Raw genomic sequence first — 15,175 nt, 5'->3', positions numbered from 1 at the left:
TGCAATAATCTTAAGTTCACTAATGCAATAAAGTTAACTTCAACGGACAACTGTACATCGACACAAAGTTACCTACCAAAGAAACCCTTATTTTATAAGGATTTTTCTGTTTTTAGTAGGCAACTTTGTGTCATTATTTCGTGACACAAAGTTGCCTACTTGACTGGGAAATGACACTAAGTTACCTACTTGACTGGAGAAGTAAAAGTTTTATGCAATAGCATTACTGATACAGCTATGCTTATCTGTTCAGAAACAAACTTTAGAAGATGAATAACGCTTTTCCAACAAACGTTTACATGAAAAAATCCGTTCGATACTTTTTTAGAATTCGACAGAAAAGGTGTTTTTTCAACAAAGGAGTGTTTAATCAAAGATCGAATATATAGAACTATGTCAAACTTCTACAAAATATTGGAGGAAATGCATATTATGTACTCACCAGTCCGAAAGATAGAGAATAAGATGGGGAGAAATAGATTTTATGTTTTTAGTAAGAGGCTTGGTAGGGAGGTCAGACTTTATAATTCCCTTCAATATGATCATTGGGTATTAACTGAAACTGACCTTTCTGTCTTGGATTACTGTGAGAGGCCACATAAAATCACAGTTTCTGTGGCTGGTAAAGTTGATTATCAGACAAGCTATTCAAGAGAATATAAATAAAGTATTGGAGGTCGAAAGTTATGGATAAAATCGCCATTATAGGAATAGGATGCCGTTTGCCAGGAGGAATAAGGGGGCCTGAGGAGTTCTGGGAAGCATTGACTGCGGGAAAAGATATGACTTCCGATTTACCCGAAGGCCGCTGGGATTTAGAAAAGTTTTATGATCCTGACAAATCAAAGCCAGGCAAGCATTACACCTGTCATGGTGGATTTTTAGATAAAATAGATGAGTTTGACCCTTTGTTTTTTGGTATTTCTCCAAGGGAAGCGGCCTTTCTTGATCCACAGCAAAGACTGATGCTGGAGACATCATGGGAAGCAATGGAAGATGGAGGCTTGGATCCGGCCAAGCTAGCAGGAACCAATACCGGTGTCTTTGTAGCGGGCTTCACCCTTGACTATCAAGCAATACAATTTAAAAACGAATCGGTTGAAAGTTTAGATACACATTCGGCAACGGGTATGATGATGACAATGTTGTCCAACAGGATTTCATATATATATGATTTCAGAGGTCCAAGTTTGTCTGTAGATACAGCGTGTTCGGGCTCTTTGGTTGCAACACACCTTGCATGCGGGAGTTTATTGAATAATGAATGTAATCTCGCAATAGCAGGCGGAGTAAGTGTTATAGCTACACCTGAGTATACCATAGCGGAAAGTAAGGGTGGTTTTTTATCTCCCGATGGACGGTGCAAAACTTTCGATTCCAGTGCAAACGGTTATGCAAGAGGGGAAGGAGCCGGCGTTGTGGTTTTAAAACGCCTGTCAGATGCTATCGAAGACGGAGATAGGATTTATGCCGTAATAAGTGGATCGGGTGTAAACCAGGACGGCCACACAGACGGGATTACTGTTCCAAACGGGCAGGCTCAGGAAAACATAATGAAGGAGGTATACAAAAAGGCAGGAATATCACCTTCAGATATAACATATATTGAAGCTCACGGCACCGGCACTCCGGTTGGAGACCCTATTGAGGCTAATGCAATAGCACGAGTGGTTTCAACAGACAGGCCAAAAGATAAAAAGTGTATTGTCGGATCTGTTAAGACAAACATTGCCCACCTTGAGGCCGCTGCAGGAGTTGCCGCACTGATAAAAGCTTCACTAATCATAAAGCATAAGCAAATACCTCCACATCTGCACTTTAAGAATCCAAACCCTAAAATTCCCTTTGACGATTTATGTATACGAATTCCTCAGACCCTGGAGCCTTTGCCGCAACCCGCATTGGTTGGCATAAATTCATTCGGTTTTGGAGGAACAAATGCCCATATCCTCTTGGAGGAAGCTACAGATCTCCAAAAAGAGGGTACTCCTGAAGTTAATGTAAATACCGGATGGCCATATATGATTCCCATATCTGCGCGCTCAGAAAAGGCGCTAAAAAACTATGCGCAAAAGTATGTTGATTTTATTAATGGAAGTGGAGAAAGTATTTCTTTATATGATATTGGAAGCATGATGAGCAAAAAGCGCACCCATCATGACTATAGACTAGCGGTTTCGGCATCTTCAAAGGAAGAACTTGCAGGAAACCTGGAAGCGTATATTAAAGGACAAGCACGCCAGGGGATGTCTGCGGGAAATGTTGAGGCAGGAAAGTACAATAAAGCTGTTTTTGTATATACAGGTATGGGGCCCATATGGTGGGCTATGGGCAGACAGCTCCTTGAAAAAGACCCTGTGTTTAGAAATATGATAGAAAAATGCGATAAACTTACACGTCAGTATGCTGGATGGTCTCTACTGGAGGAACTTCTCGCCGATGAGGAGAATTCACGTCTGGACCAGCCCCAGTTTGCTCAACCTGCCAATTTTGCTGTTCAGGTGGGTTTGACTGAAGTATGGAAATCCTTGGGTATTATACCCCATGCGGTGGTAGGACACAGTGTTGGAGAAGTGGCTTCTACATATGTTGCAGGAATTTACAGCCTTGAAGATGCCATGTTGGTAAGTATTCACAGAAGCCGTGCACAGCAAAAAGCAGTAAACAAGGGCACAATGCTGGCGGTAGGTTTACCAGAAAAAGAAGTTGTGGCCCTGCTGGATGAGAACATAAAAGGTGTTTCAATGGCAGCAATCAATAGCCCAAATTCGGTAACTTTGTCAGGTGATCCTGATGCCCTTGAGCAGATCCAAAAACAGTTGCAGGATAAGGGGGTTTTTGCGCGGCTTTTAAAGGTCAATGTAGCGTATCACAGTTACCAAATGGAACCATATGAGCAGGAGCTATTGGAGGCATTAAAAGGAATAAAGTCCCAGCCTGCCGGGATACCGATATATTCCACGGTTACAGGGAAAATGCTGACGGGTACAGAGTGTGATGGACATTACTGGTATAAAAATGTAAGAGAGCCGGTACGTTTTGAAGCAGCAATGTATGAAATGATTTCGTTGAATTATAACTTATTTATTGAGGTGGGCCCTCACCCTGTTTTAGCAGCTTCTATTTCTGATTGTCTGTCAGCTAAAAACGTTGAAGGTAAGAAGTTGTTCTCTATAAAAAGAAATGAAAACGAACAGGTTTCAATACTGGAGAACTTAGGGAATCTATATGCACTGGGATACCCTATAGATTGGAACAAGATTTACCGGTACCAAGGTGAGTTTGTAAGTCTCCCTCTTTATCCATGGCAATGGGATAAATACTGGATGGAAACGCAGGAATCAAGTGAATTTAGGCAGGGAAAAAATAAGCACAAGTTTTTAGGACGCCGTTTGAAAACTTCCAGCCCTATATGGGAGATTGAACTTAATACTACCTATATGACGTATCTTTCTGATCATAAAATACAAGGTATAGAAGTTTTCCCCGGAGCAGGGTATGTAGAGCTGGGAATGGCTTGTGCCAGAAGCTATTTTGGAGAGGGTTTTTATACAGTTGAAGATATAAAGTTTGAAAATGCTTTATTTTTAAATCAAGGAGTATCACCTGTGGTGCAGGTGGTTTTGGATCCAAAAACCGCAAAATTCGAGATTTCAAGCAGGATACCGGGACAAGATAAGACTTGGACATGCAATGCATCCGGCACAATAAGAAAACGGCAAAACATAAAGATCACTGCTAAAGATGAGTTGATTCAAATACTTGGCAATTGTACCAAAGAATACGGAAAAGAAGTATGTTATAAAACCTTCTATCAAATGGGTTTCCATTATGGTCCTTATTTCCAAGGTATAGACAAGATATGGAAAGGTGATAACGAAGCTCTTGGCAGGATCGAGATCCCTAAAATACTGGAGATTGATAGCTCTATCTACGGTCTTCACCCGGCGGTATTGGACGCCTGTTTCCAGGTTACCATTGCGGCAGTTGCACCACTTAATGAAGATGAAAATAACGAAGGCCAATCATTCCTACCTGTAGGAATAGACAGGGTGCAGCTTTATGGAAGGCCGGAGCCTGTCATGCTTTGTCATACGCAGATGGTAGATAGGAAAGATAATAATTTGAACGCCAACATCCGTCTATATAGTGAGGACGGAAATCTAATCGCCGAAATACTGGGCATAAGAACTAAGGAACTTGGAAATAGTGGAGGGTCTGATGCTGGAAGAGTTAAGGATTATCTTTATGAGATAAACTGGGAGCTTCTAAAAAGTGAAGAAGTTGATACCCGCACAGCTGCTGCTAACTCTGGAGCATGGCTTATTTTTGTGGATCATAAAGCAGCAGGAAAAGAACTGGCAAATCTCCTTGAAAAAAGGGGAGAAGAATGCTTTATGGTATATCCTGGTGAGAATTTTGGTTGGCAGTATGAAGAGCGTGAGATATATATAAACCCTCGAAGCATTGAGGATCTTAGAGCGTTGTTTGATGAATTCTCAAAAATTAAAACGAAGCTAACAGGTATTGTATATATGTGGAGCCTCAATATCCTTGAGATCCAGGAAGTTAGCAATACAGCTATAGAAAAAGCTTGTTTTGAAAACCTGTTTGTATTAAAACACCTGGTACAAGCAACCACAAATCTGGGATTAAATTTTAAGCTGTGGGTTATTACAAGAGGAGCCCAAATGATCAACAGGGCTACTCCAAATTCTGCATTCTTACAGTCGTTGGTATGGGGCCTTGGCACCGTCATAGGTTACCATGAGTTGCCTTCAAATTGGGGAGGCCTTGTAGACCTTGACATAGAGGCCAATGCGGGTGAAATGGAAATGCTGTTAAAAGAAGTCTTAGGTAATGGAGAGAACCAAATTGCTTTCCGTAATGGGAATAGACTTGCAGCAAGAATCGATAAACTGCGGATTGATATGCAGCATCAAGTACCCGTACATCTTCGCCCCGATGGAAGTTATGTTATTACAGGTGCTTTTGGTGGCATAGGTATGATTACAGCCCAGTGGATGGTTGCCAAGGGAGCAAGACATCTGGTACTGCTTGGACGCGGAGAATTTCCAAAACGTTCTGAATGGAACAATGTAGAGCCAGGCAGCAGCCTTGCAGAGAGGATTGAGTTTGTTCGTAAGCTGGAGTCCCAGGGGGCAACAGTATATATTGGATCAGTGGATGTAACTGATGAGGAAAAGCTTGCTGGATTTTTTAAAGATTTTGATAAGGAAGAAAGGCCTCCTATTCGAGGTGTTGTACATTCTGCTGGTATTACGGATGATCAATTTCTTGAGGTTAGTAAAGATGAGACTTTTTATAGGGTCCTTTCGCCTAAGGTAAATGGTGCATGGAACCTTCACCGTATGACAGAGGGACGGCCTATTGACTTCTTTATTTTATTTTCTTCAGTTGCTTCTGTATTTGGTTCACCAGGCCAGGGAGCATATGCAACTGGGAATGCCTTTTTGGACTCACTTGCACATTACCGTTTATCGAGAGGACTTCCTGCACTGAGTATCAATTGGGGACCATGGTCAGAGGTTGGAATGGCTGCAAGGTTTATGGAACGTGATCCGGAGTATTATATACAAAAATCCATAGAATCTGTAACGGTAGAAAAGGGAATTAGGGCTATGGAGCACCTTGTTGGAGAAGCTGTTGCACAGTCTGTGGTTCTACCTATACTCTCGTGGCAAACGTTTGGGGAAAAATGGTTCTCACCCATGAGTTCTCCACATGTGCTTAAAACTCTTTTGCAAGATGAGTCAGGACAACAAGAGAATATAAATAAATCAAAGGTGGATGTTGATATCCTGGAGGATATTATTTCATCTCCAATACAGAGCAGGCAGAATATCGTTGAAATGCATATTAAAACAATAGTAGCGAAGGTTTTGCGTTATAATCCTGAGGATCTAAGTACCAAACAACCACTAACTGTTTTTGGGATGGATTCATTAATGGCCACCGAAATAAAAAACAGGATGGAGGTTGCCTTTAAAACACCTGTTTCCATAGTAGAACTTCTTAAGGGTTCCAGCATATACGATCTTTCCGAGCAAATGATATCAAAGCTATACGGATCGGGAAAGATTTCAGAACAGGATTCCCTAAATATGGGTAAGGCTGAGCTTGAAAGAATACCTAAAGTTTCTGAAAAAGAGTACTATGAAACCTCATCTGCACAAAAGATGATGTATATCATTAATAATCTTGAGGGTAACAACATTGGGTATAACATACCTGTGGGAATTTTATTTGAAGGTGGGATTGAAAGGGTTGCCCTTGGGGAAGCATTAAAAACATTGATACAAAGGCATGAAGCATTTAGGACATCCTTTGAGATGATTGATGGGGAGCTTGTGCAAAGGATACAAGATGAAGTTGATTTTACTATAGAATATTTTGAGTCTGAGGAAGACGGAGTAGAGAAAATAATCGATGAATTTGTAAGACCGTTCGATTTAAGCAAAGCACCCTTAATAAGAGTAGGTCTTATAGAAATCCATGCTAGCAGGCAAATACTTTTGCTTGATGTACATCATATAGTCTCGGATGGAACTTCAATAATCAGGACTTTTGATGAAATAGTTTCTATATTAAGTGGTGAAAGCCTTCCGGCAATGGAGGTGCAATATAAGGATTTTGCCCAGTGGCAGAATGGCTTGTTTAGCACTGAGGTTTACAAAAAGCAGGAAGAATACTGGCTTAATAGGTTCAAGGGTGAAATTCCTATCCTTGATATGCCTACAGATTATCCTAGGCCTCTCCTTCAAAGCTTTGAAGGAAATAGGTTGCTATTTGATTTAGACAGTCATTTGATGGATAAATTAAATGTACTTTCCTCCCAAACAGGAGCCACCGTGTATATGATACTTCTTGCGGCATTAAGTACACTAATGTATAAATACTCAGGACAGGAAGACATAATTATTGGTACTCCTATAGCGGCAAGAACTCATTTTGATACTGAAAGAATACTGGGGATGTTTATAAATACCCTGGCATTAAGGAATTTCCCAGAGGGAAATAAGGCCTTTACTGAGTTCTTGGAAGAAGTAAAAGAAAGCTCCTTAGAAGCATATGAAAATCAGGAATACAGGTTTGATCAGTTTGTGACAAAACTTAACGTAAAGAGAGATTCAAGCAGAAATCCTTTATTTACTGTTATGTTTAATATTGTTCCTTCTGATGAGCATATTATGGAACATCGTGGTGAATTAAAGTATTCCAAATATCCGGTTGAAAGTAAAACATCAAAATTTGACCTAACATTCCAGTTGATACCAGATGGTCATAATATAATATTATGGATGGAATATGCTACACGTCTGTTTAAGAAGGAGACGGTAGAAAGGCTTGTTCAGCATTACTTTAATATCCTTGAAGAGATAACCTCAAACCCTGAAAAAAAACTATCAGAAATCAATATGTTATCCCAAGAAGAAAAGGAGCGAATAATATACGGCTTTAACGATACGAAGGTTGAATTTGAACATCACCTGACGGTACACCACCTGTTTGAGCAGCAGACGAAAGTACGTCCAGACAATATAGCAGTAGCGTATGAAGGCCGTAGATTTACATATGGCCAGATCAACCAAAGGGCAAACAGGATAGCAAGGTACATGCTAAAGGCTGGCACTGGTAGAGAAGAAGCCGTAGTTGTCATGCTGGAGAGGGGACCCTTATTTGTAGAATCGGTACTTGGTATATGGAAAGCAGGGGGGGCTTACATACCTGTAAATCCAAAATACCCTACACAAAGGGTGCTTGATATATTTAAGGAATCTAAAGCTGCCTATGTGTTGACCTTATCAGATTATGTGACCCAGCAGCTTAGTGAGAACTATAAAGGCCGAATTATATACCTTGACCAGTGTGAAAAAGAGATTGAGGCTGAAAGTGGCGAAAACCTAGATCTAGATATAGACATAAATAGTTTGGCCTATGTTATATATACATCTGGTTCAACTGGTGTACCAAAGGGAGCTATGATAGAGCATCTTGGCATGATAAACCACATCCATGCGGAAATAAAGGAACTTTGTATAACTAACAACAGCATAATATCCCAGAACTCGCCTCAATACTTTGATGTATCTGTATGGCAGTTCTTTGCAGCCCTAACCATAGGAGCTCAAATTATCATCTATCCAGATGAAATAGTAAAGGATGTTGCAAGGTTTACGAATCGGATCATAGAAGATGGCATAACGGTCCTTGAGGTGGTACCTTCATACCTTGCTTTAATGCTTGAGTATGTGGAAAATACAGGGAATAAACCGGAAAAACTTCATTACTTGCTGATAACGGGAGAAACCGTAAAATCCGGCATAGTAAGGAAATGGTTTGACCTATGTCCAAATACTAAAGTAGTTAATGCCTACGGACCTGCAGAGGCAGCGGACGATATTACTCTATATACTATTGAAGCTGCTCATGAAGGAGAGAACATTCCTGTAGGCAAGCCTATACAAAATATGAATCTATATATAACAGATAAAAACATGAACCTGTGCCCTATCGGAGTAAAAGGAGAGATCTGCGTCTCTGGAACAGGTGTAGGAAGGGGTTATTTAAATGACCCTGAAAAAACAGCCCATGTATTCCTTGAAGATCCTTTCAGAGAAGAAAAGGGGATAAGGCTGTACAAAACAGGAGACCTGGGAAGATGGCTGCCTGACGGGAATATCGAATTCCTGGGCAGAATAGACCATCAGGTTAAGATCCGCGGATACCGAATAGAGCTTGGAGAAATAGAAGCTCAGCTTTTAAAACATTCTTCAATAAAAGAAGTTGTGGCAGCAACAAGGGAAGACCCCCAAGGGAACAAGTACATCTGTGCATATATAGTTGGAGAAAGTGAATTGACAATACCGGAATTAAGGGAGTATCTCTCCAAAGATCTGCCAGACTACATGATCCCTTCATATTTTGTACAGTTGGAAAAACTGCCTTTATCAGCGAATGGCAAGGTAGATAGAAATGCCCTGCCTGCCCCTGATGGAAATATTAATACAGGGGTAGACTATGCTGCACCATTCGGTGAAATTGAGGAGAAGCTTGTACTGATATGGAGCCAAATCCTTGGAGTCCAGAAGATTGGAGTAAATGATAACTTCTTTGAATTAGGAGGAGACTCATTAAAGGCAACCAATCTTGTATCAAGGGTTCATAAAGAATTTGACATAGAATTTGCATTAAAAGAAGTGTTTATGGGTCCTACAATTTCGGCAATAGCAAAAAGTATTAAAAATAGACTTAACGATACAGTGGAAATCGAAGAAATTTTAAGCATGATTGAAAATCTATAAATAGGAATTAAAAGAGATGAAATAGAGAAGAGGGACGAAGTTATGGATAATTTGATGAAAAGAATAGAATCTCTTTCTCCAGAAAAAAGAAAGCTATTTGAGACGATGCTAAAAGAAAAAGGAAAAGATGTTTCAAAATATACGCCAAATGCCTTTTCTGGAATACCTTCTGCCAGAGAGCAGGAATTTTACCCTATGTCATCTGCCCAGAAAAGGCTGTATATACTAAACGAGCTTGAAGGAGCAGGTACTGCATATAACATGCCAGGCGTCGTACTGCTGGAAGGAAACATTGATGCAGTACGCTTCGAACAGGCATTCAAGGAGCTAGTAAAAAGACATGAGGCTCTGCGCACATCATTTCATATGGTTGAGGGTGAACCAGTACAAAAGGTTCATGATTACGTGGATTTCAGTATTACGTACCTGGAACTGGATGAAGAAAAAGCAGCAGAAATAGTCAAAGAATTCATAACGCCCTTTGATCTTAGCCAAGTTCCATTACTGAGAGTAGGACTTGTAAAAACGAACGAAGACAGGCGTGTTATGATGTTTGACATGCACCACATAGTATCAGATGGTATATCAGTCAATATACTTATGAGTGAGTTTTTGGATTTGTACCAAGGGAAGACCCTTTTGCCACTACGGATACAGTACAAGGATTTTTCTGTATGGCAGAAGGAGATGTTTGCCGGAGACTCAATAAAGAAGCAGGAAGAATACTGGCTCCAGACATTTAAGGGTGATATACCGGTACTGGATATGCCTACTGACTATCCAAGACCGGCGGTACAAAGTTTTGAAGGAGATGCTGTAAGCTTTGAAATAAACCCTGAACTTTCAGTCAAACTAAATAAGCTTGCAACAGATAATGGAGCTACCTTATACATGGTACTGATGGCTGCATATAACGTACTCCTGTCCAGATACACTGGACAGGAAGACATCATAGTTGGAAGTCCTGTAGCCGGAAGGCCCCATGCTGACCTGCAGGGTATCATTGGTATGTTTATAAATACCTTGGCCATAAGGAACTATCCTGAGGGAGAAAAGACCTTCGTCCAATTCTTGCAGGAAGTAAGGGAAAATGCGTTTTTGGCTTTTGAAAATCAGAACTACCAGTTTGAAGAACTTGTAGAAAAACTTAATCTCATGAGGGACATGAGCAGGAATCCTCTTTTTGACACTATGTTTGCACTGCGCACTTCAAACAAGACAGAATTTGCAGCATCGGGTATAAACTTCAAACAATACAACAACTGGCTGGAAGGCAGAAAGGCAAAATTTGACCTTATGCTTGAAGTGGTAGAGGGTCAAGAAGGTATAACATTTAACCTTGAATATTGTACCAGGCTGTTTAAGAAGGAGACAATAAAAAGGTTTGGAACCCATTACATTACCGTTCTTGAAGAGATAACTGCATGCCCTGAAAAAAGGTTGTGGGAAATTGATGTACTGTTACAGGAAGAAAAACAGCAAATCCTATATACCTTTAACGCTACAGAGGCACAGTATCCTAAAAACAAGACTATCCATCAGCTTTTTGAAGAGCAGGCAGAGAAGAACCCTGATCATGTAGCTGTGGTATTTGAGGGTAAAAAGCTTACATTTAGTGAACTCAATAAAAAATCAAATGGGTTGGCCCATGTATTAAGGGCTAAAGGAGTCAAACCGGACAGTATCGTAGGTATTCTGGCAGAACGCTCACTTGAGATGATAGTAGCAATCCTAGGGGTATTAAAAGCAGGAGGGGCATATCTTCCCATAGATCCAGATTATCCTGAGGAAAGAATAAGTCATATGCTGGAAGACAGCCGGGCAGTGATCCTGTTGACCCAATCACATTTTATAGACAAATATACATCAATAGGTACAGTAATAAATTTAGAAGATGAGCAGGAATATTCAGATGAACAATATAACTTATCGGAGGTAAATAAACCTTCCGATCTAGCTTACTTAATATATACCTCAGGCTCTACAGGTAAACCCAAAGGGGCAATGATAGAGCATAGAAACATAGTAAGGCTGTTATTTAACAGTAAAATGCAGTTTGATTTTAACGAAAATGATGTATGGACTATGTTTCATTCTATGAGTTTCGATTTTTCCGTATGGGAGATGTACGGGGCCTTGTTATATGGGGGCAGATTGGTGGTAGTTCCTAAAATGACAGCACGCAGCAATGTAGAGTATCTGAGACTTCTAAGGAATGAGAAGGTGACCGTATTAAATCAGACACCTTCAGCCTTCTATAATATAGCCAATGAAGAAGTATCATATGAAGAAAAAGAACTTAAGATAAGATATGTCATATTCGGAGGGGAAGCATTAAAGCCTGCATTGTTGAAGGAATGGAGAAAGAAGTACCCGCAGACTAGACTCATCAATATGTATGGAATAACCGAGACAACAGTGCATGTCACATATAAAGAGATAGAAGAGGAAGAAATTAGATCTAATGTGAGCAGCATAGGAAGGCCTATACCAACCCTTACAACATATGTAATGGATAAGAACATGAAAGTTGTTCCCATTGGAGTAGCCGGAGAGCTTTGTGTAGGAGGAGACGGAGTTTGCAGAGGATATCTTGGAAGACCGGAGCTTACAAAGGAAAAGTTCGTTCAAAATCCGTACAAGCCGGAAGAGAGGTTATATAGATCTGGAGACCTGGTCCGGTTATTATCTGATGGAGAAATGGAATACCTGGGTAGAATAGACCACCAGGTAAAGATAAGAGGCTTTAGGATAGAGCTTGGTGAAATAGAAGCACAACTGCTAAAGCATCCTTCAATTGAGGAATCTTTGGTGATTGCAAAGGAAGACCATCAGGGCAGTAAATACCTGTGTGCATATATAGCGGGAGAAAATGAGCTGACAATATCAGAACTAAGGGAGCATCTCTTAAAAGAACTGCCCGAATACATGGTACCATCATACTTTGTGCAGCTTGAAAAAATGCCATTGACAGCTAATGGCAAGATAGACAGGAAGGCATTGCCTGAACCCGAAGGTAATATAAATACGGGAATAGAGTATGAAGCGCCTATAGGCGAATTTGAAGAGAAGCTTGCACTGATTTGGCAAGACATCCTTGGAATTAAGAAGATAGGAAGAAATGACAACTTCTTTATGTTAGGTGGACACTCTTTAAAGGCTACAAGCCTTGTAGCGAGAATTCACAAAGAGTTCAATATAGACATGCCTCTTAAGGAAATATTTAAGGCTCCAATTATAGCGGAAATAGCAAGGTATATGAAGGAAGCAAAGGAGAGTATATATCAATCCATCCAAACTGCTAAAGAGATGGAATACTACCCTATGTCATCAGCCCAAAGAAGGCTGTATATATTAAATCAGTTTGAAGGAGCAGGGACAGCATACAATATGCCAGGCAGCTTGCTGGTTGAAGGCAGTATTGATCTGGAGCTTTTTCAGAAGACCTTCCAACAGCTTATAAATAGGCATGAGACCCTTCGAACATCTTTCCATTTCATAGAGGGTGAACCCGTCCAGAAGATCAATGATCCTGTGGGTTTTAGTGTAGTGTATCTAGAATCTGACGAAGAAAAAGTGAGGGAAATCGTAAAAGAATTTATAAAGCCGTTTGATCTTGGAATTGCTCCGCTGCTAAGAGTAGGCCTTGTGAAAACGGGAAAAGACAAGCATGTCATGATGTTTGACATGCACCATATCATATCTGACGGTACGTCCATGGATATACTGGTACATGAGTTCATGGATATGTATGGAGGAAATAACCCTTCTTCCCTCCGTATACAGTACAAGGACTATTCTGTTTGGCAGAAGGAACTATTTGCTGGGGACAAAATAAGGAAGCAGGAGGAATACTGGCTCCAGGAATTTAATGGAGAAATTCCTGTGCTGAATATGCCAGTAGATTACCAAAGGCCTGCGGTTCAAAGCTTTGACGGAGGTTTTATCCGTTTTGAAGCAGGCAGTGAGCTTACGGGAAAACTTATTAAGCTTGCAAGGGATAATGGGGCTACTCTTTACATGACATTGCTTGCTTCATACAACATACTGCTGTCTAAGTATACGGGGCAGGAAGATATTATAGTGGGAAGCCCTATAGCTGGAAGACCTCATACAGATTTACAAGACATAATAGGTATGTTTGTAAATACTTTAGCCATGAGGAACTATCCCCAGGGAGAAAAGACCTTTGCTGAGTTTCTAAAGGAAGTAAGGGAAAACTCTATAAGGGCTTATGAAAATCAGGACTACCAGTTTGAAGAACTGGTGGAAAAGCTTAATGTAAAGAGGGATATGAGCAGGAATCCTCTTTTTGATACTATGTTTGTATTGCAAAATACCGGCTCATCAGAATTGAAGATAGATAGGCTTAAGTTTATACCCTATACAAATGAATTTAGAATATCCAAATTTGACTTGACATTAAATGCTCGGGAAACCCAGGAAGGTATTGCATTTGATTTGGAATATGCCACAAGGCTGTTCAAGAAAGAGACTGTAGAAAGGTTTGCAGCCCATTACCTTAATGTTCTGGAAGAGATAACGGTTTATCCTGGAAAAAGGTTGTCAGAAATTGATATGCTTTCACAGGAAGAAAAGCAGAAAATACTATATGACTTTAACGATACAAAGGTCCGGTATCCTAAGGATAAGACTATACATCAACTGTTTGAAGAGCAGGTAGAAAAGACACCCAATAATATTGCTGTAGTGTTTGAAGATAAACAGCTGACTTATAGGGAGCTAAACGAAAAGGCAAACCAACTGGCCAGAAAATTAAGAGAAAAGGGAATAAAACCTGATAGTGTAGTGGGAATTATGGTAGAACGTTCCTCGGAAATGATCATAGGGATCATGGCTGTCCTAAAAGCTGGGGGGGCTTATTTACCCATAGCTCCTGAATACCCTGAAGACAGGATCCAGTTTATGCTTGATGACAGTGGCAGCCAAATTATTCTGATACAGGATAAATTTATAAATGCTAAAGGTAGTTACAGAAATGCTGAATTTATTAGCATAGAAAATCAGGAACTATTTACTGGGGATGTATCAAATCCAAAGTTAATTAGTAAACCTGAAAACTTGGCTTATGTAATATATACATCCGGTTCTACCGGCAAACCCAAAGGGGTAATGATAGAGAACTACTCCGTAATCAACCGGATCAACTGGATGCAGAAGCAATACCCGATAGCTGAAGGTGATGTGATCCTGCAGAAAACTCCCTATACCTTTGACGTATCGGTATGGGAATTATTGTGGTGGAGCTTTACTGGGGCCAAAGTCTGCCTGCTGATACCGGGAGGAGAAAAAAATCCGGAAGAAATCGTGAAGGCAATCGAAAAAAATAAAGTTACCACAATGCACTTTGTACCATCCATGTTGAGTGTATTTTTAGAGTATGTAGAGGAAAAGGGGATAATAGAGGAAATAGCAAGCTTAAAGCAGGTATTTGCCAGTGGAGAAGCACTGAACCTGAAGCAAGTAGAAAAGTTCAACAAGCTGCTGTACAAAGAAAAAGGAACAAGCCTGCATAACCTGTACGGACCAACAGAAGCAACAGTAGATGTATCCTACTTTGGCTGCTCTACGGAAGAAGAATTGGAGCTTGTACCAATAGGAAAGCCCATAGATAACATTAAGTTGTATGTTGTCAGTAAGGAAAAGGGCCTGCAGCCGATAGGAGTAGCGGGAGAACTATGTATAGCAGGGGATGGACTGGCAAGAGGGTACTTGAACAGACCGGAACTTACAGAAGAAAAATTCGCAGCAAACCCATTCGCACCGGGTGAAAGGATGTACAGGACAGGTGACCTGGCAAGGTGGCTGCCTGACGGCAACCTAGAATA

General features: G+C 40.5%; 2 protein-coding genes. Both read left to right on the top strand.

All coding sequences use genetic code 11. From position 1 onward, the window contains the following. Positions 1 to 686: 686 nt before the first annotated feature. Positions 687 to 9,326, top strand: coding sequence for a non-ribosomal peptide synthetase/type I polyketide synthase (locus tag G9G57_RS15145; RefSeq protein ID WP_117289788.1), 8,640 nt, complete (start codon positions 687 to 689; stop codon positions 9,324 to 9,326). Between the two features lie 42 nt (positions 9,327 to 9,368). Then, positions 9,369 to 15,175: non-ribosomal peptide synthetase (locus G9G57_RS15140; RefSeq protein ID WP_164965156.1), on the top strand; the 5,807-nt coding region annotated here is incomplete at its 3' end.

The organism is Paenibacillus sp. EKM211P (assembly GCF_011066175.1).
In the GTDB taxonomy this organism is placed as follows: Bacteria; Bacillota; Bacilli; order Paenibacillales; family Paenibacillaceae; genus Paenibacillus; species Paenibacillus polymyxa.
This window is presented reverse-complemented; position numbering and strand designations above follow the sequence as displayed.